Here is an 18,807-nt window from a genome sequence, read left to right as displayed (position 1 = left end):
CTGCGAAAGCGGGTGCTTTCGCAGCAAGGACTACCCCAGCAACGGCGCTCCAGCATCGGCGGCCCCAGCAAGGGCCGCCCCGGTCAAATCCCCACGCCGCACAGAGCAAGCGCGCCAAGCACGACGAACATCACTGCGGCAATACCGTGCACGACTTTCGTCGGCAGCCTGTGCGCGAAGCGGTCGCCCAGCAGGATTGCCGGCACATTCGCGATCATCATCCCAAGCGTGGTGCCCGCGACGACGCCGAAAAAATCATGAAAGCGCGCAGCGAGCGCCACGGTGGCGAGCTGCGTCTTGTCGCCCATCTCCGCCAGAAAAAACGTGACGACCGTCGCACCGAATACGCCTAAATGCGTGCGGTTCGTTTTCGCTTCCTCTTCATCGAGCTTGTCCGGCACGAGAATCCATAGGCCCATGCCGATAAACGATGCGGCAAGCGCCCAGCGCATGACAGTCGGCGTGACGAGCGAGCCTAGCCACGCGCCGAGCGCGCCTGCGCCCGCGTGATTGATCAGCGTAGCGGCGAGCACGCCGAGAATGATCGGTACCGGCTTGCGATAGCGGGCTGCGAGAACAAGCGAGAGAAGTTGTGTCTTGTCGCCGATTTCGGCGAGCGCGACCGCGCCGGTCGAGATGAGAAAAGCCTGATTCACGTTTTATTGATTTCCCCGGGCCGGATGTGAGCGAGCGACGACCCATGTCGCGCCGGGCCCTGTCGCGGCGCGCTATGGATCATCGGTCTCGCCAGGCCAAAGGCTGCGTCTGCCATGGCCGCACAGGCCAAGTTTGTTGACAGACGCCCCCGCGAGCGATGTGCGGTGCGCGCTTTCCTGAAACTGAAAGCCAGGCGCATGACATCGAGCGGGGCGGCTACTCCCCAATGAGCGAAGAATTATAGCACGCGTCCTTGCGTGTTCGGCGCGCTTTGTCGTTACTTGTCTCGCCGTCAGGCCTCATTCAGCTATTTCATTGCGAGACGCGCGCACTCGACGCGTCTTCCGTTTCAGTCAGGCATGTCGGAATCCTGAATGCGTCGATTCGCGCGATTTCGATGCGTATTGAATGTCTACGCCGATCTCACAATGAGCCGGACGCATCTGGCATACCGAAAAAACCGCCGCGAGGACAAGCACGGCGGGTTTTGCGCGTCGCGTGTGCATGCGCGATGTGTTGACGCACAAGTGATACGCGACATTTTTGGATAAATCCGGCAGGCAGCCGGCGGGCCCGGTGCTTACGCTGCGATTTTCGCTTTCCGCGTCGCGTGCTCGCGCGGCGTATCGCGACGATGCACGCGTTGCCCCGCCGCATAGGTTTCGTACACCGCGCGGTCGTCGCCGAGCAGCGCGAACGCGAACAGCAGTTCTTCGAGCGTGTTGCTGCGCGACGTGCGGCGCGCGAGCAGCGGCGTCGCCTGCGGATCGAGCACGACGAAGTCGGCCTCGGTACACGGCTTCAGTGTGCCGACCTGGCCGGCGAGATCGAGCGCCTGTGCGGCGCCCGCGGTCGCGAGCCAGAACATGCGCGTGGCGCTCAGGTAGTAGCCCGAAAGGGCGGCGACCTTATGCGCTTCGTTCATCGTTTGCAGCATCGAGAACGAGGTGCCGCCACCGACGTCGGTCGCCAGCGTCAGCGGCATGGCGGTTGCATCGGCTTTCGCAAAGTCGAACAGGCCGCTGCCGAGGAACAGGTTCGAGGTCGGACAGTGCGCCGCAATCGCGCCCGTTTCGGCCATCCGTTTGCGGTCCGTATCGTCGAGATGGATGCAATGGCCATACACGGCGCGGCGGCGCAGGAGCCCATAGTGGTCGTAGACGTCGAGATAGCTGCGATGGCCCGGAAACAGCTCGGCGACCCATTTCACTTCGTCGGCGTTTTCCGCGACGTGGCTTTGAATAAACACGTCCGGATACCGGCGTGCGAGCTCGCCGCAGGCGCGCATCTGCTCGTCGGTCGATGTCGGTGCGAAACGCGGCGTGAGCGCGTACATCTGACGGCCCTTGTTATGCCAGCGGCCGATCAATTCCGCGCTGTCGTCGTAGCCCGATTGCGCCGTGTCGCGCAGGAACTCGGGGCAGTGGCGGTCCATCAGCACCTTGCCGGCGGCCATCCGCAGGTTGCGCGCATGGCTTTCCTCGAAGAGCGCATCGGCCGAATCCTTGTGCACCGTGCAGTAGACGAGCGCGGTCGTCGTGCCGCACGCGAGCAGTTCGTCGACGAAAAAGCGTGCGGTGTCGCGCGCAATCGCCGGGTCTGCGAAGCCGCGCTCGGTCGGAAACGTATAGGTTTCGAGCCACGGCAGCAGACCCGGCGCCGGCGACGCGATCATGTCGGTCTGGGGAAAGTGAATGTGCGTATCGATAAAGCCCGGCACGATCAGCTTGTCGCGCATCTCGTGCACGGGCGTACCGGGCGCGAGTTGCGACGCCGTGGACGCATAGGCGCCTGCCGCGACCACCTCGCCGTCTTCGACGATCAGCAGGCCGTCTTCGTCGAAGACCGCCGCGTTGGACGATTGCGCCGGATCGCCGTTGAACGTCAGCAGTTGTGCGCGAAAAGCCGATTGAGTCATGACAGGACGTGTCTCCGTAATGGTGGAATATAGGAATGGTTGTGATACGGTGTGCGGATTCGCTGCGCGTGTCTATTGCGCGGGCGCTGCGTGCCAGTGCGCATCGAGTTGCGCGATCAATGCGTCGCGCTCGCGCGGCGTAATGAACGAAGCGTCGAAGCCGTTGCGGATGATCGTGTAGATCTCGTCGTCGGTAAGCTTGAGCGCCTCGATCGTCGCGCGGTAGTTCTCGTTCACATAGCCGCCGAAGTAAGCGGGGTCGTCGGAATTCACGGTAACCGCGACGCCGCGATCGAGCAGATCCTTGAGCGTGTGCTTCGTCATATCGTCGAACACGCAGAGCTTGATGTTCGATAGCGGACACACCGTCAGCGCGACGCGCGCATCGGCGAGGCGCGTGACGAGCGCCGGATCTTCGATGGAGCGCACGCCGTGATCGACACGATCGACATTCAGCAGATCGAGCGCTTCATAGATATACGACGGCGGTCCTTCTTCGCCCGCATGTGCGACGAGCTTGAGCCCTTTGGCGCGCGCCTTCGCAAACACGCGCTCGAACTTCGACGGCGGATGGCCGCGCTCCGACGAGTCGAGACCGACCCCGATCAGCCGATGCGCGTACTGATCGAACAGCGGCAGTGCGGCGTCGAATGTGGCGAGCGCGTCGTCTTCGGACAGATGGCGCAGGAAGCACAGAATCAGCTTGCTCGACATGCCGCGGCGTTCGGCTTGCGCGAGCGCGCGTTCGATGCCGGCCACGACGGTCGCGATCGGCACGCCGCGCTCGGTATGCGTCTGCGGGTCGAAGAAAATCTCCGCGTGCACGACATGATCGGCGAGCGCGCGCTCCACGTAGGCCATCGTCATGTCGTAGAAGTCTTCCTCCTTGAGTAGCACGCTTGCACCGGCGTAGTAGATGTCGAGGAACGACTGCAGATCGGTGAACGCATACGCGGCGCGCAGCGCGTCGATCGATTCGTAGGCGAGCTTCACGCCGTTGCGTTGCGCCAGCCGGAAAATCAGTTCAGGCTCGAGCGACCCTTCGATATGAATATGCAATTCGGCTTTCGGTGCGCGCGCAACCTTTTCGGCGAGCGCGGTGCGTGGCGGTGTGGTTGTCGTCATCGTGCGTCCCTTCGTGGGTTTCTGGTTGATCTGAATCCGGTCAGACAGTGTGCGTCGACGCGGCGTGCGCGTTCGCTTCCACCGCGCGCAGCACCTGCGCCGCAGCCGAGATCGCAATGATTTCGGGCGATTTGTCCTCGATGCCTTCCACGCCGAGCGGGCACTGCATGCGTGCGATGCGCGCCGGATCGAGTCCGCGCGCGGCAAGCCGGTGCTCGAACTGCTTGCGCTTCGTATGCGAACCGATCATGCCGAAGAACGCGAAGTCGCCGCGCCGCAAGATGCGCTCGGCGAGCGCGAGGTCGCGCTGATGGTCGTGCGTCATCACGATGAAGTAGGTGTTCGGCGCGGCATGGTCGACCGCTTCGTCGGGCGCATCGTTCGCGTCGATCGTCACGTTGTCGGCCTGCAGTGTGTCGGGCGGCGGGAACTGCGCGTCGCGTTCGTCGACCCAGCGCACGTGGCACGGCAGCGTACCGAGCACGCGCGCGAGCGCGGCGCCGACGTGACCCGCGCCGAACAGCACGACGGCGAAGTCGCGCGGTGCGATAGTTTCAGTCAGCAACGCGCCGCTGTCGTCGAAACCCGCGCCGTCCCATAGCAGGCAGTCGGCGCTTTCGACGCCGGGTTCCGGGTCCGACAGCATGACCGCGTCGGGCGCGGGGCCGAACGATACGCTGCGCACTGTCGACTGGCCAGCCGCGACGCGCTTCGCGAGCGACGTCACCCAGCCGAGATCGCCGACGTCGAGCCGCTCGAACGCGAGCACGACCGCGCCGCCGCAACATTGCCCAAGGCTCGGGCCGAGCGCGAAGCGTTCGAGCCGGCGCAGGGTCGGCGCACGCATGCCGTCGCGCAGCACCTGGCGCGCGGTCTCGATCGCCTTCCATTCGAGATGGCCGCCGCCGATCGTATGTCTTGCCGCTTCGCGCGTGACGATCATCTTCGTGCCGGCTTCGCGCGGCGCCGAGCCTTCGGCGCGCGCGACCGTGACGAGCACGACGGCGTCGCCATGCGCGAGCAGGTGTTGCAGGTCGGTCAGCCACGCATGCATTGCGCTCTTCTCCGTGCGGGACCGCGGCGCATGGGGCCGCGGCGGGTTGATCGGGTCAAGCGGCGCGCCGCGCCTTCGTCGCGCACGGCGCGTGATCGTTTATGTGCTGCCGCGATTCGTATTGCGATGCGCATTGCAATACGAATCGCCGTTTTCAAGCCGTTTTCAAGCCGTCTTCAAGCCGTTTTCGCCATGCAACGGCTCGGCTACGCCGCGCTGTCCGCCTTGCTTTTTGTGGTTGCGGCCGTCGCTGCCGACGCCGTGGACGCCGTGGACGATTTCGCAACGGGCTCGCCGTTTGGACTTCGGCTCGACAGGATCGTTGCGTCCGCATTCAATGCGTCGAGCGCATCGAGGATGGCTTCGGGCGTGGCGGGCGCGCGCAGCGGCGGCGCACGGCGCAGGTTCTGCATCTTGCCGGACGCCTCGTGGTGTTCGTCGCCGGACGCCGCGGCAATCGCATCGCGAATCGCAAGCAGCACCGAAAACGCCAGCAGCAGCGGCGGCTCGCCGACCGCCTTCGAGCGAAACACGGTCGGCTCCGCATTGTCGTTGCGATAGAGGCGCACGTTGAACGCCGCGGGCGTATCGCTGACGGCCGGAATCTTGTATGTCGACGGCGCATGCGTCATCAGGCGTCCGTCGCGATTCCACCAGAGTTCCTCGGTGGTGAGCCAGCCCATGCCCTGAATAAAGCCGCCCTCGATCTGGCCGATGTCGATCGCCGGATTGATCGAGCGGCCCGCGTCATGCAACAGGTCCGCGCGCAGCAGCTTCCATTCGCCGGTCAGCGTATCGATCACCACCTCCGATACCGCCGCGCCGTAGGCGAAGTAGTAGAACGGATGGCCGGTCAGCGTCTTCGCGTCCCAGTGCACCTTCGGCGTCGCGTAGAAGCCGTCGGACCACAGTTGCACGCGCGCGAGGTACGCCGCGTTGACGAGTTGCGCGAACGGCATCGAGGCGCCGTTCGCATGCACATCGCCGCGCGCGAACGTCACGTCCCGCGCGTCGCCGCCGAGCAGTTTCGCCGCTACTGCGGCAAGCCGCTCGCGGATCTGGCGCGCCGCGTCTTCGGCGGCCTTGCCGTTGAGGTCGCTGCCGGTCGAGGCGGCCGTCGCCGACGTATTCGCGACCTTCGACGTGTCGGTCGCGCTCACGCGCACCTGCGATAGCGGCAGGCCGAACTCGTTGGCCACCACCTGCGCGACCTTCGTGTTGAGTCCCTGGCCCATTTCGGTGCCGCCATGATTGACGAGCACGGAGCCGTCCTTATAGACGTGCACGAGCGCGCCGGCCTGATTGAGGAATGGCACGTTGAACGAAATACCGAACTTGACCGGCGTCAGCGCGATGCCGCGTTTGAGCACCGGGCTTTGCGCATTGAACTCGACGAGCGCCGCGCGCCGCGCGCGATAGTCGCTCGATGCGACAAGTTCGTCGACGAGCGGCTCGACGATATTGTCTGCGACGCGCTGCCCGTACGGCGTGATATCGCGCTCGCCGATGCCGTAGAAATTCGCGCGGCGCACGTCGAGCGGATCGCGCCCGAGTTCATACGCGATATCGTCGAGCAGCACTTCCATCACGAGCGCGCCTTGCGGGCCGCCGAAGCCGCGAAACGCGGTGTTCGACTGCGTGTTGGTCTTGCATGCCATCGCGACGATTTCGACGTCGGAGAGGTAGTACGCGTTATCGAAGTGGCACAACGCCCGCGTCGCAACCGCGCCCGACAGATCCGCCGAAAAGCCCGCGCGCAGCGCGATATCGACGCGCGCGCCGACGATACGTCCGTGATCGTCGAAGCCGGCTTCGTATTCGTAGACCGCGTCGTGGCGCTTGCCGGTGATCATGAAGTCGTCGTCGCGATCGGCGCGCAGCTTGATCGGGCGACGCAGCGTGTGGGCGGCGAGCGCGGCGATGCACGCGAAAATCGCCGATTGCGATTCCTTGCCGCCGAAGCCGCCGCCCATGCGCCGGCATTCGCAGACCACGCTATGCGCGGGCCAGTCGAGCATATGCGCGACGACCAGCTGCATTTCGGTCGGATGCTGCGTCGAGCTATAGACGAGCATGCCGTCCCTCTCTTTCGGCAGCGCGTAGGCGATCTGTCCTTCGAGATAGAACTGTTCCTGGCCGCCGACTTCGAAGGTGCCCGCGAGCCGGTGCGGCGCGGCCGCGATTTTTTCGGCCGGCGCGCCGCGTTTCAGATGCAGCGGCGGCAGCACGAACTGCTTTTTCGCTTTCGCTTCGGCGGCCGTCAGGATCGCTTCGAGCGGTTCGTAGCGCACGACGTCGTCGCTCTTCGCCAGCGCGGCCGCGCGGCGCGCGAGGTCGTGGCTCGTCGCGATCACGACGAAGATCGGCTGACCGAGGTACAGCACTTCGCCGTCGGCAAGGATCGGATCGTCGTGGACGACGGGGCCGCAGTTGTTTTCGCCGGGAATGTCGTCCGCGGTGAGCACGGCGATGACGCCGGGTGCGTTTTTCACCGCATCGAGATCGAGCGACACGATGCGCGCGTGCGCGTGGCGCGACAGGCCGAGCGCCGCGTGCAGGGTGCCGTGCAGTTCGGGGATGTCGTCGGTGTAAGTCGCTTCGCCGCTTACATGCAACGCGGCCGATTCATGAGGCAGCGGCACGCCGATCGCGGTCTCGATCTCGGGCGTGTTGAGTGCGCGCGTGGCCTGGTCCATTACGGAGCCTCCTTCGTCGTCGCTTTCGCATCCGTCTGCGCGCCGTATGCGAAAGCGCTGACGTCGACGAGCGGCAGCGGCGCGTCGTCGCGCGTTTCCAGATGGAAGCGCCACAACGAATTGCGCGCGACCTTGAGCCGGTAGCCGCTCGAGGCGCGCATGTCGGTGAGCGGCTGATAGTCGGCGGTAAGCGCCTCCATGGCGCGGCGCGCCGTTGCCTCGTCCCACGCGGCGCCGGTCAGCGCGGCTTCGGCGTGCCGCGCGCGCTGCGGCGTCGCAGCCATGCCGCCGAACGCGATGCGTGCCTGCGCGATCACGCCGTCTGCGATGTGCAGCGCGAATGCGCCGCAGACAGCCGAGATATCCTGGTCGTAGCGCTTCGACACCTTGTAGGTGCGAAAGCGAAGATTCGTCGCGGGGCGCGGCACGCGGATCGCCGCGACGAATTCGCCCGCTTCGAGCGCGGTTTTCTGGTAACCGGTATAAAACGCGTCGAGCGGCAGCGTCCGGATGGTCGACTCGCGCCGCAGCACGACCTGCGCATCGAGCGCGAGCAGCGCGGGCATCGAATCGCCGATCGGCGAACCGTTCGCGACATTGCCGCCGAGCGTGCCCGCATTGCGGATCGGCAGCGACGCAAAGCGCGTCCACAGGTCCGCGAGTTCTGGATAATCGGCGGCGAGTGCCGCGTAGGCCGCTTCGAGCGACGCGGCCGAGCCGATCGTCAGTGTTTGCGCGTCGCGGTCGATCGTTTTCAGTTCGGCGACGTTGCCGATAAAGAGCAGATCGCCCAGGTCGCGAAACTGCTTGGTGACCCATAAGCCGACGTCGGTGCTGCCGGCGACGATGCGCGCGTGCGGATGCCGCGCGCGCAGTTCGGCGAAGGCGTCGACGGTGAGCGGCGCGTAATACGCCGGCGTGCCGAAGTCGGCGCCGCGTGCGTCGGGGCCCATGTACTCGAACGTTTCGTTGCGTCTGAGCGATTCGAGCGTGCGCGTCAGTGCGGTGCGGTCGAGCGCGACGCGCGGATAGTCGAACATCTTTTGCGTTGCTTCGACGATCGGACGGTAACCGGTGCACCGGCACAGGTTGCCCGAGAGGGCGGCGATGATCTCGTCGCGCGTCGGCAAGCCGGCATCGGCCGGCTGGTTTTCGTAGAGCGCCCACATCGACATCACAAAGCCCGGCGTGCAGAACCCGCATTGCGAGCCGTGGCAGTCGAGCATGGCTTGCTGGACCGGGTGCAGCGCGCCGTCGGCGGCGCGCAGGTCTTCGACGGTGAATAGCGCGCGGCCGTCGAGCGTCGGCAGAAACTGGATGCACGCGTTGACGGCCTTCAGCTCGAGCGCGCCCTGCGCGCCGAGTTCGCCGATCACCACCGTGCACGCGCCGCAGTCGCCTTCGGCGCAGCCTTCTTTCGTGCCGGTGCAGCGTAGATCCTCGCGCAGATGCTGAAGCACCGTGCGTGTCGCGGGCACGTCGCGCACCTCGTGCACGGCGCCCTGGCGGTAGAAGCGGATGGTGTGCTTTGTCATGGCGGATCGGAAAGACATTGCGGACCGGGCGCGCGTTACGCAGGGGCCCGCATTGGCCGGGCTCGCGCACGTAGATCGCCATCCTTGTAGGGAAGATAGCACCACCTTGTCTCGAAAATATTCCTCGACGGTGATGAAGGCTATTTACGTGCGGCCATGCGCGCCCGGTGAAGGTTCCCCGCAGGCGTTCCCGGGTTGCAGCGAAAAACGCGGAAAGCCGCGCCGTGCAAGGCTGTGCGGCCAGTATGCGAGCGCCCGGCCGGGCCCGGCGCAGGATATGCGCATGGCCAGGTGTTTACGCGAACAGGGATGTGCTTTCGTGTCCTGGAAAGGCGGGCGGCTACCCGGGGCAGGGCGCGCTGCCGGCCGCATGCCCAGTTCGACATGAAAGATGGCGCCCGCGGCATATGCGATGCGGCACGCAGTGGCACCAATCGACGATCGGCGCGCGTCAACCGCGGGCGGGCAGCCGGCGCGCGGCGGCCGCGGCGTTCAACGGGCGCGCCGGTGGCGCCACAGGCTGATGGCCAGCGCGAGGAACGCCAGCACGAAGCCGATCAGCGACCAGCCGGGCAGCGAAATGCCGAAGATCGGCGGATACGGCGTTTCGCATAGCCCCGCGACCTTGAACACGGACGGCAGCCAGTGCGCGGGCGGCAAGCCGTCGACGATCGGCTGCAATGCGTCGAACCCGCAGCTGAAGTTCGGATGCGCCTGGATATAGACGTGCCGCGCGGCCGTCACGACGCCGCCGGCCGCGGACAGCAGCGCGAGCACTTCGAGCAGGCGCACGCCGCGCCAGCCGCGCAGGCGCGCGCCGAGGAACGCAAAAATCGCGATCAGCAGGTAGAAGTAGCGCTGCATGATGCACAGCGGGCATGGGTCCTGGTGCTCGACGAACTGCAGATACAGTGCGCCGCCCACCAGCGCGACACAGATGAGGGCAAGCAGGACCAACAGGTTGCGCTCGCGGCGCAGCAGGGCATTGTCGTTGTACATGGGTCGGTGGCGTTGCGTGGATCCCGGTCTGGAACCTGATGTGCAACCGGGACAGGTGCCGCGATTCTAGCGCGAACCCCGTGACGCGCGCCGACGCGGAGGCCGGCCGACGCGGGGGCCGGCCATCCGGGGGCGGACACGGGGCAGGTCCGTTTGGCGAACCCGCTTCGCGAGGTGGGGCGCCGCGCCGGCCCCTCGTCAACGGATGGTGTTCAGCACCGCCTCGACGCCACGTCCCAGTGCGAGCAGTGCATCGTCGGCGTGCGGCGCGCCGGCGAGCATCAGCCCGACCGGCGCCGAGCCGCGCGGATGGCACGGCAGCGACAGCGCGCAGGTGTCGAGGAAGTTGAACGCGCTCGGGTTGCGCAGAATGCGGCCGTTGATGCGGAAGAACGTTTCGTCGTCGCGCATCGCGTCGGCGACGCGCGGCGGCACCATCGGCGTGGTCGGCGCGACCAGCGCGTCGAAGCGCTGCCACAGCGGCCGCGCCTCGGCGATCATCGCAGCCCGTTCGGAGAGCAGATCGAGGTAATCGACGGCGCTCGCGGGCTCGCCTTTCATGATCCGGAACAGCACGCGCGGGTCGTATTCGTCGCGATGCCGATCGAGTAGCGGCCGGTGCCATGCAAAGGCTTCGATCGACGAAAAGCCGATCCGGTTGATCTCGGGCAGGCGGTCGAGCGCCGCGAAGCGCACGTCCGAGACGATCGCGCCGGCCGCTTCGAGATGTTTGAGCGCGGTGTCGATTGCTGCTGCGACTTCGGCGTCGAGACCTTCGTTGACATAGTTCGTCAGCACGCCGAGCCGCACGCCCTCGAGCGGCCGCGCGGCCGGAACCACCGGCTCGAGCCCCGCGAGCATGCGGTCGACGAGCGCGCAGCAGGCGACCGTCACGCCGATCGGGCCGAACGAATCGAGCGTCGTGGAGAGCGGCACGCCGCCTTCGCGCGGAATGCGCGCGGCGGTCGGCTTGAAGCCGGTCAGCCCGCAGAACGACGCCGGCACGCGGATCGAGCCGCCGGTGTCGGTGCCGAGCGCGACGGCCGCCATCCCGTCCGCCACCGACGCCGCCGCGCCCGACGACGAGCCGCCCGACACGCGTTCGTCGCCCTTCACGTCGCGCCGGTACGGCGACAGCGGATTGCCGAAGTGCGGATTCAGGCCGACCGCGGAAAACGCGAACTCGCTCATATTCGTGCGGCCGACCAGCACCGCGCCCGCACGCTTGAGACGCGCGACGCTGACCGCGTCCGCGCGCGCAGGCGGCGCATCGGCGAGCACACGCGAACCGGCGCGAGTGGGCTGGCCTTCGATGTCGAACAGGTCCTTGATCGACACCGGGATGCCCGCGAGTGGCGACAGCACGGTGCCGGCCGCGCGCAGCTGGTCGTGCGCATCGGCGGCGGCGCGCGCCCCCGCGGCGTCGACATCGACGAAGACGGTCGCGCCCTGGCCCGCCGGGTCGGCGATGCGTTCGAGCGCGGTTTCGATCAGCGCGCGGCTCGTCGTGCGGCCGGCGGCGAGATCGGCGGCGAGTTGGGCGAGCGGCGGGAAGGGCGTGAATTCGGTGGTCATGGCGGGTAGGGCGGATGAAGAATCGCGATGGAGGTTCTGAACGGCCTCTATTGTGACCTGTCCATTAATACGCCCGCAGCGAAGACGCCCCGTAGTGTCGATCGACGATCACGCGCGGCTCACAATTTGTGCGATACCATCGCAACTCAAGTTTACCTTCTGTAAGGATCGCGGCTATGCATCACGGTATCGGCTTCATTCAGGATCTGGCGGTCGTGATGGCGTTGGCCGGCGTCGTCACCGTACTGTTCCATCGCCTGAAGCAGCCGGTGGTGCTCGGCTATATCGCGGCCGGTGTGATCATCGGCCCTTATACGCCGCCGTTCCAGCTGATCCACGATCAGCAGACCATTCAGACGCTCGGGGAACTGGGCGTCGTGTTCCTGATGTTTTCGCTCGGGCTCGAGTTCAGCCTGCGCAAGCTGTTTCGCGTCGGCGCGACCGCAATCGTCGCCGCGCTGTCCGAAATCGTGCTGATGCTGTGGATCGGTTACGAGATCGGCCGCGCGTTCGGCTGGGGGACAATGGACGCGCTCTTTCTCGGTGCGATTCTCGCGATCTCGTCGACGACCATCATCGTGAAGGCGCTCTCCGAACTGGGGCTCAAGCGCGAGAGCTTCGCGCAACTCGTGTTCGGCATTCTGATTGTCGAAGACATTCTCGGCATTGCGATGCTCGTGCTGCTGTCGGGCATCGCGCAGACCGGCGAGCTGTCCGCGGGCGTGGCGCTGGTCACGCTCGGCAAGCTGCTGCTCTTTATGACGGTGTCGCTCGTGATCGGCATTCTGGTCGTGCCGCGCGCGCTCAATTACGTGGCGCGCTCGAAGAGCGACGAGATGCTGCTCGTGTCGGTGCTTGGTTTCTGTTTCGCGTTTTGCCTGCTGGTGGTCAAGCTCGATTACAGCATTGCGCTCGGCGCGTTTCTGATCGGCGCGATCATGGCCGAGTCGAGGCATCTGCATCGCATCGAACATCTGATCGCGCCGCTGCGCGACGCGTTCTCCGCGATCTTCTTCGTGACAATCGGTCTGATGCTGAACCCGGCGGTGCTGGTCGACTACGCATGGCCGATCGCGGTGATCACGGTCGCGGTGATCGTCGGCAAGATCGTGTCGTGCGGGCTCGGCACTTTTCTCGCGGGCAAGGATGGGCGCACGGCGATGCGCGTCGGCATGACGGTGTCGCAGATTGGCGAGTTCTCGTTCATCATCGCGTCGCTCGGGCTCACGCTCAAGGTGACGAGCGCGTTTCTGTATCCGATCGCGGTGGCCGTCTCGGCGCTGACGACGCTGTTCACGCCGTATCTGATTCGCGCCGCCGATCCGTTGTCGCGGCGCCTCGGCGAGGCGATGCCGCGCGCGGCCGCAAATGTGTTCGGCCTCTACGGTCAATGGCTCGGCAGCCTCGGGCCGACGAACGGCGAACCTACGCTCTTCAGCCTGACGCGCCGGATCATTGTGCAGATCTCGGTCAATCTCGCGCTCGTCGTGGCGATCTTTCTCGGCGCGTCGTATGGCGCGCCATACGCGAGCAAACTGCTTGCGGGTTGGGTGCCGACCGAGGCGATCCAGCGTGTCGTGCTGTGGAGCGCGGCGCTGGTCGTATCGATGCCGTTTCTCGTCGCCGTCTACCGGAAGACAAAATCGCTCGCGCTGCTGCTGGCCGAAGTCAGTGTCCAGCCGGCGAAGGCGGGGCGCCTCACGCGCGCGCTGCGCTATGCGATTTCGGATCTCGTGCCGGTGGCCTCGATGGTCGGCGTGTTCCTGCTCGTCGCCGCGCTGTCGGGCACGATCCTGCCGCCCACCGGGCTGCTGATCGCGGTGCTGGTGTGCGCGGCGTTGCTCGTCACTGCGCTTTGGCGCTGGTTCGTGCGCATCCATGCATCGATGCAGATCGCGCTGCGCGAGACACTCGATGAGCGGCCCGATCCATGACGTTGCGCTTGCGTTGTCGTGCTTGCTGCGGTGCTTGGGTTTGCGGTGCGTACGTCGTGGTGCTTGCGTTGCGGTGCTTGGGTCGTAGTGCTGATGTCGTGGTGTCGCCGCTTCGCTGCGGGCTTCGCCTCGATTTATTGCATGCGGGGTCGCGGCGCCGTGACGCGATGTAACGCTGTGTGACCATCAGTGTGAGCGGATGTGACGAATTGTGTGCCGGTTTGCCGGTCGACGAACGCTGGCGGATAATTGAACCTTGTTCATTTCGTTCGCGCGTAAAGGCGCGCCTGACAAACTGTCATGAGCGAAAACAAGCCAGATAACGCCGGACCGTCCGGTACGCCCCCCGTTGCCACTCCCGCGCCCACGTCGGCCGCATCCACGTCGGACAGCACTGCGCAGGCGGCGGGATCGAAGCCGGCGGGGCCGACAGATTCGCAACCAGGCTCGCAAGCCGGTTCGAAGCCCGAAGCAACATCGGCAGCGTTCACTCCGCCGGCGGCCAAAGAAGCCGCCGCGACCGATTCCCCTGAGAGCGCATCGAATATCACGCCCGACGGCGCGGTTGCGTCTGCTGCTCCGTCCGCGTCTTCGTCCGCGGGCGCGCCGCAACCTGCGGGCGCGCCCGCGCAGGCGCGTCGCGAGAACGCGCAGCAGACGGGCGAGATGTATCAGGGCCGCGCTGCCGCTAACACGTCGAGCGCGGCGACCGTCGAGCGGCCCGCTCCGATGCGCGGGCAACGGTCGGCGTTTGCCGCCGACAATCCCAAGCCCGGGGCGCGTCCTCAGGCGACACCTCAGGTGACATCTCCGGTAGGTGCGTCCGCGACTCCGGATGCAAACGCGCAACTGACACCGCAGCCCTCGGCACGCGACGCTGCCGCGGCTGCTGCGGCCGCCGATGCCGCCAGTGTGCAAGCTGCGGCGGCCGCATCGAGTGCCCAGCTTGCCGCCGAGGCGGCGGCTGCGAGCAACGCGCGGGGGACGCCGCCACCCGGATTCGGCGCGGCGCCCGATTTCGGCGCCTATCATCCGCCGCCGCCGGGCGCGATTCCGCCGAATCAGCCCGCGTATCTGAAGCGCAGCGATTCCGCGTGGTCGGTGTTCGGCCGCGTGCTTGCCGCGCGTGCGCGTCAGATTTTCGACCGCGCCGGGCAGCGCATTACGCAGCGCACGCTGCGTATCGGCGTGTCGGCGCGGCTGTTTCACCCGGAACCGGGCGCGCGAGGGCTGCGCGGCAAGACGCTGCAGTATCTCGAGGAGTCGATTGCGCATTGGGTGATGTCGCGCGACGTGCTCGTCTTCATGATTCCGACCGTCGGTCATCAGGGCATGCTTCACCCGAGCAATATCCGCTTGCGCGACTACGCGAAGAATCTCGATGGCCTGCTGCTGCAGGGCGGCGCGGACGTGTCGCCGCAGTCGTATGCGGAAGCCGCGACGCGCCCCGAATGGCCCGGCGACCGCGTGCGCGACATGTACGAGCTCGAACTGCTGCACGAATTCGTCGAATCGGGCAAACCCGTGCTTGGCGTGTGCCGCGGCTGCCAGCTGATCAACGTCGCGTTCGGCGGCACGCTGTACCAGGATATCGCGACCGACGTGCCGACCGCCGGCATCCACGTGAACGAGCACTACGACCAGCACCGGCACGCGGTTCATTTCCCGGACGGCTCGACGCTTGCGAATATGTTCCCCGGCCGGCGCGAAGCGATCGTCAACTCGATTCACCACCAGGCGGTGAATGTGCTCGGGCGCGACCTCAATATCGAGGCCGTGTCGGCCGAAGACGGCATCATCGAGGCCGTGCGCTACCGGCGCGCGCCGTTTGTGGTCGGCGTGCAGTGGCACCCGGAATTTCACCGTGCAGGCGGCGCCGAGCTGCTCGATTGCACGCCGCTGCTCGATACATTCTTGCGCGTCGCGCGTGAGACGCGCTTCTGATTGCTTCTGATGGTTTCTTCTGCACGCGCGGCCGGCGGGCGGTCGCGCGGGCGCGCTGACGCGGTGTTCGCGGTTGTGTTCGCGATTGTGTTCGCCGGTGCGTCCCCCACGCATTGTTTTATCTCAATTTAAAGTCCCCGTTCACCTCGTCGTTTCGCCGCCAATCCGCGCGATAATCCGCAGCTGTTTCTGGAATCGCATGGAGCATGCAGTGAAGAAGTACCCCTTATCAATTCGGCGCGTCGCGCTGCTCGCAGCCGGCTGCGTGTTGGTGCATGGCGGGTTGGTGTGCGCCGCAGCTGCCGGGCAAGCGCGGTCGGCTGGCCCGGACGCGATCAACGCGGAGAGCGGCGCCCTGTTGCCGCTTGCGTCGCCGCTCGCGAGCGCCGCCGTATCGCCGGCCGGGCAGGTCGCCGCCGGCGTCGACGCCAATTCCGTTGACGCCGGCACACAGGGCGACGTCGCCGAATTGACGCGGCTCATTCAGGGCGCGTCGCTGAACGAATTGCGCACGACGTACAACGGCGGATACGGCGCCTCGCTCTTTTTCTATCCGCGCGAGCTGACGTACTACGTCGCCTTGTTTCAGGACAAGCATTTCTGGCGCGTGATCAAGCTGCAGGACGAAGCGCGCGCCGAGGACATCTACGCGAGCTTTGCCCGTCAGACACAGCAACTCGCCGACGTCGATATCCGTCGCACGAAGCTGCAGGCGCAAAAGGCGTATATCGAACAGATGATCGGCGTGTCGGAAGATCGCGCGAAACGTCTGCAGGCGGATCTGAACGTCGCGCGTGACCAGCAGGCGAAGGTGTCCGAGTATCAGCGTCAGGCGCACGACGATGCGCTCGCGCTGCGTGACGAGAAAGACAAGGCGCGAGCCCAGCTGCGTCAGCTGCAACAGCAGATTCAACAGTTGCAGCAGCAAACCGAAGCGGGCTTGCCTGCATCACATTAGCCCGCATCCTTTCGGCGTGTCGGAATGCAAACAGCCCGGTGCAGTTCAGTACCGGGCTGTTTGTCATGGGGGATCGGGAGCGCGTGTGCAGTTTGGTGGTTGCGCGCGCTCAAGGTTGGAAAAGCCGGCAGGCCCGGGAACGAACTCAGCGGGAAAAGAGCTCCGGCACTTCAGTCACGCGCCGCTGCGACATGCGGTTCATCCACGATGTGTCGTTGGCGTCCAGATTGCCGCGCTGGGCGGCCTGCACGCGCTGCGGCGCTGCGGTGTTCGCGGCGGTCGTGCCGGATGTGCTGTATGGGTTGTATGTGCGGGCCGACGTCGTCACGGACTCGTATTCGCTGTCCATCCGGGCGGCCGGCGCGAACGGCGAGTAGTTGCCGGCAACCGACGGCATCGCGCTTGTCGATGCTGAGCGGCTCACCGTCGATGCGGCCGACGATGCGGCTTGACGAGCGGTCCAGGTCGGGGCTGCTGCGCTCGAAGTCGAGATCACAGCGGCGGTTGCGGTACGGCTGCGACCCGCTGCAACCGGTGCGGCGTCGCGTGACGCGACGTCGAGTGGTCTGGCGGCGACCGATGGGGTCGACGCTGTGGTTGCGGGTGTCGCCGCAAAAGTAAGCGCGGGGGTGGTCGCGGGTGAAGGCGCAGGGGCGAGCGCGGCCGCGATCGCAGGCTTGCTTGCGACATGCTGCGTAGCCGCGCGTTCGCCATCCGCAATGGCCGGCGCGCCCGATGCCGCAACGGCCGCTTGCGCGAGCGCGGGCTCGACAGCACGCGATCGCGATGCGGCTACGGCCGGTCCGGCGACCGCCGATGCGCTCGATGCTGCGAGCGTCGGCGCGGCCGCGACCGACTCCGGGCTCGAGACCGTTGCGGCTTGTGCCACGCGCGCCTCGACATTGACGGACGTGTGCGGATCGGCCGACGGCTGGTTGCCCGATCCCACGTTCGCGATCTGATTGCTGCTCGCGGTTGCCGCTGCTTCCGACGGTTCGACTCGCTGCGCAATGTGCGACGCCGCCGGCACTTTCGCCCGCGCGCCTGTGTCGTTCGCAGGCTCACGATGCGAATGATCGAGCACGATCCACGCAAGCATGGCTGCGCCACCGATCGCCACCGCGCTGCCCAGTTTCAGATTCGACGTACGATGCGGCACGCGCGCGGCGGGCCGGACGCCCGTGCTTGCACCGGCCATTGCGCCCGCCGCCGCGGCGAACGATCGCGCAGCGCCAACGGTTTGCGACGCAGCAGTTGCCGCAGCCGCTGCGCTGCCGTGCTGCGGCAAGGCAGCGGCCGCCATCGCAATCGCGGCGGCGGAGTCGCCGTCAGCCTGCGCTGTGAGCGGCTCCCATCTGCACATCGACCGGAACGCCTGCGACGACAGGCAGAACGTGCGCAACATCGCCGCATACAGCGCCTTCAGTTCGACACGCAAGCTGACGTTCGGCGGAAGCAGCGCCCATTCGCGACCGAGCGTTTGAGAAAGCGGGCCAAGCGGGCGCAGAGGTGGCAAGGCCACCGCACCTTCGACCACGGTGAAAGGGATATTCGTCGACATTGCTCGGCAAGCCTCCATCTGAGAAGAGATGCGTGGCCGTGCTGGAGAACCGAAAGCGCTGGCTGGACACGCGTGCCGGCTTTTTGGGATCGACTGTGTCTCAAAAAAACCGACGAGTGGCGTGATGATGCCGTGGCGACCTGGCGCGCTCGATCAGACGAGTCCTAAAACGGGTGACGAATGGTGTGGCGCTCGCGGTGCCCGCGCTGCCGTGGGGCCGCTATCGAGCGGCGTCACCGAGTCGATACAGATACCGAAGCATCGTGATATCGATCCCGCCGACGCGATCGGGCTCCGCACCGGACAGACGCCAGCCGCGCCGTTCATAGAACCGGATCGCGGCGGCGTTGCCCTCGAGCACGTAAAGACACAGCTGCGTTTCGCCTTGCTCGCGCGCCCAATCTTCGACCGCGCGCATCAGCAGGCTGCCGGCGCCGATCCGTTGATGCACCGGCAGCGCATGGAGATTGTCGAGCAGCGCGCCCCACGGCGAACCCGGCTGGCGCTCGACGCAGGCGAACGCGATCGGCTGGGTGCGGCGTTCCGCGATCAGTACGAGGCGCCGGTCCGCGCCGGGCGCCGTCATGCGTGCGTGCCAATACGTCGCGCGTTCGCGAACGACTTCGCTTTCGAGGAAGGCTTCCGGCAGCAGCCCGCGGTAGGACACCTGCCAGCTCGCGGCGTGAATCGACGCAACCAGCTCGGCGTCGGCCGCACTCGCCGCGCGCAACGAAAGTGAAGAGGTGGAGTGCATCGAGGCGGGATCGGGCGGAAGTTTGTAATGAATTCGACGACGTGGATGGAGCGAGCGCAGGCGCGCGTAAAACGATTTTATGGGTCGCGCCGCGGCG

Annotated in this window: 13 protein-coding genes and 1 riboswitch; of the genes, 3 read left to right on the top strand and 10 right to left on the bottom strand. The window is 66.2% G+C overall.

Annotated features, from left to right (window positions below):
* Positions 1-83 precede the first annotated feature (83 nt).
* The 8 genes from ACYPXD_RS24465 to ACYPXD_RS24430 form a co-directional block, all read right to left on the bottom strand.
* Positions 84-656, bottom strand: coding sequence for a TMEM165/GDT1 family protein (locus tag ACYPXD_RS24465; RefSeq protein WP_459717137.1), 573 nt, complete (start codon positions 654-656; stop codon positions 84-86).
* 54 nt (positions 657-710) lie between these two features.
* Positions 711-894: riboswitch (yybP-ykoY riboswitch) on the bottom strand.
* A 343-nt stretch (positions 895-1,237) separates the two neighbouring features.
* On the bottom strand, positions 1,238-2,575 hold the full coding sequence (gene guaD, locus ACYPXD_RS24460; RefSeq protein WP_459717134.1) for a guanine deaminase: 1,338 nt from the start codon (positions 2,573-2,575) through the stop codon (positions 1,238-1,240).
* 72 nt (positions 2,576-2,647) lie between these two features.
* Positions 2,648-3,700: an adenosine deaminase gene (locus ACYPXD_RS24455; RefSeq protein WP_459717131.1), complete on the bottom strand. Its 1,053-nt coding sequence runs from the start codon at positions 3,698-3,700 to the stop codon at positions 2,648-2,650.
* 40 nt (positions 3,701-3,740) lie between these two features.
* Entirely contained in the window at positions 3,741-4,754 is a 1,014-nt protein-coding gene (gene xdhC / locus ACYPXD_RS24450; protein WP_459717129.1) for a xanthine dehydrogenase accessory protein XdhC, read from the bottom strand.
* Between the two features lie 206 nt (positions 4,755-4,960).
* A complete protein-coding gene (xdhB, locus tag ACYPXD_RS24445) occupies positions 4,961-7,450 on the bottom strand; it encodes a xanthine dehydrogenase molybdopterin binding subunit (RefSeq protein WP_459717126.1) in 2,490 nt (829 codons plus the stop codon).
* Positions 7,450-8,985, bottom strand: coding sequence for a xanthine dehydrogenase small subunit (xdhA, locus tag ACYPXD_RS24440; RefSeq protein ID WP_459717124.1), 1,536 nt, complete (start codon positions 8,983-8,985; stop codon positions 7,450-7,452). Before xdhA ends, xdhB begins: the two co-directional genes overlap by 1 nt.
* A 492-nt stretch (positions 8,986-9,477) precedes the next feature.
* Positions 9,478-9,984: a disulfide bond formation protein B gene (locus ACYPXD_RS24435; RefSeq protein ID WP_459717121.1), complete on the bottom strand. Its 507-nt coding sequence runs from the start codon at positions 9,982-9,984 to the stop codon at positions 9,478-9,480.
* Between the two features lie 198 nt (positions 9,985-10,182).
* Positions 10,183-11,559, bottom strand: coding sequence for an amidase (locus tag ACYPXD_RS24430; RefSeq protein WP_459717119.1), 1,377 nt, complete (start codon positions 11,557-11,559; stop codon positions 10,183-10,185).
* Positions 11,560-11,735: 176 nt separating this feature from the next.
* Here ACYPXD_RS24430 and ACYPXD_RS24425 point away from each other — a divergent pair, with 176 nt between their 5' ends.
* From ACYPXD_RS24425 to ACYPXD_RS24415, 3 genes are all read left to right on the top strand, one after another.
* Entirely contained in the window at positions 11,736-13,493 is a 1,758-nt protein-coding gene (locus tag ACYPXD_RS24425) for a cation:proton antiporter (protein ID WP_459717117.1), read from the top strand.
* A gap of 300 nt (positions 13,494-13,793) precedes the next feature.
* Positions 13,794-15,437 (top strand): gamma-glutamyl-gamma-aminobutyrate hydrolase family protein, encoded by a 1,644-nt coding sequence (locus ACYPXD_RS24420; protein ID WP_459717115.1) that lies wholly within the window; start codon positions 13,794-13,796, stop codon positions 15,435-15,437.
* 211 nt (positions 15,438-15,648) lie between these two features.
* A complete protein-coding gene (locus ACYPXD_RS24415) occupies positions 15,649-16,395 on the top strand; it encodes a DUF2968 domain-containing protein (protein WP_459717112.1) in 747 nt (248 codons plus the stop codon).
* Between the two features lie 145 nt (positions 16,396-16,540).
* On the opposite strand, the gene ACYPXD_RS24410 is transcribed toward ACYPXD_RS24415, so the two are convergent.
* Together ACYPXD_RS24410 and ACYPXD_RS24405 are read right to left on the bottom strand one after the other, a co-directional pair.
* Positions 16,541-17,956: a hypothetical protein gene (locus ACYPXD_RS24410; protein WP_459717110.1), complete on the bottom strand. Its 1,416-nt coding sequence runs from the start codon at positions 17,954-17,956 to the stop codon at positions 16,541-16,543.
* Between the two features lie 220 nt (positions 17,957-18,176).
* Positions 18,177-18,710 (bottom strand): N-acetyltransferase family protein, encoded by a 534-nt coding sequence (locus ACYPXD_RS24405; RefSeq protein WP_459717108.1) that lies wholly within the window; start codon positions 18,708-18,710, stop codon positions 18,177-18,179.
* Positions 18,711-18,807: the final 97 nt, after the last annotated feature.

The organism is Paraburkholderia sp. 2C, assembly GCF_054589215.1.
The sequence above is the reverse complement of the archived record's forward strand: the minus strand, read 5'-3'. Positions and strand labels throughout refer to the sequence as shown.

Excerpts from the sequence above, each read along its gene's own strand:
- ACYPXD_RS24455 (WP_459717131.1), bottom strand. The coding sequence starts at position 3,700 with ATGACGACAACCACACCGCCACGCACCGCGCTCGCCGAAAAGGTTGCG.
- xdhA (WP_459717124.1), bottom strand. The coding sequence starts at position 8,985 with ATGACAAAGCACACCATCCGCTTCTACCGCCAGGGCGCCGTGCACGAG.
- ACYPXD_RS24405 (WP_459717108.1), bottom strand. The coding sequence starts at position 18,710 with ATGCACTCCACCTCTTCACTTTCGTTGCGCGCGGCGAGTGCGGCCGAC.
- ACYPXD_RS24420 (WP_459717115.1), top strand. The coding sequence starts at position 13,794 with ATGAGCGAAAACAAGCCAGATAACGCCGGACCGTCCGGTACGCCCCCC.
- ACYPXD_RS24430 (WP_459717119.1), bottom strand. The coding sequence starts at position 11,559 with ATGACCACCGAATTCACGCCCTTCCCGCCGCTCGCCCAACTCGCCGCC.
- ACYPXD_RS24425 (WP_459717117.1), top strand. The coding sequence starts at position 11,736 with ATGCATCACGGTATCGGCTTCATTCAGGATCTGGCGGTCGTGATGGCG.
- guaD (WP_459717134.1), bottom strand. The coding sequence starts at position 2,575 with ATGACTCAATCGGCTTTTCGCGCACAACTGCTGACGTTCAACGGCGAT.
- ACYPXD_RS24410 (WP_459717110.1), bottom strand. The coding sequence starts at position 17,956 with ATGTCGACGAATATCCCTTTCACCGTGGTCGAAGGTGCGGTGGCCTTG.
- xdhB (WP_459717126.1), bottom strand. The coding sequence starts at position 7,450 with ATGGACCAGGCCACGCGCGCACTCAACACGCCCGAGATCGAGACCGCG.
- ACYPXD_RS24435 (WP_459717121.1), bottom strand. The coding sequence starts at position 9,984 with ATGTACAACGACAATGCCCTGCTGCGCCGCGAGCGCAACCTGTTGGTC.
- xdhC (WP_459717129.1), bottom strand. The coding sequence starts at position 4,754 with ATGCATGCGTGGCTGACCGACCTGCAACACCTGCTCGCGCATGGCGAC.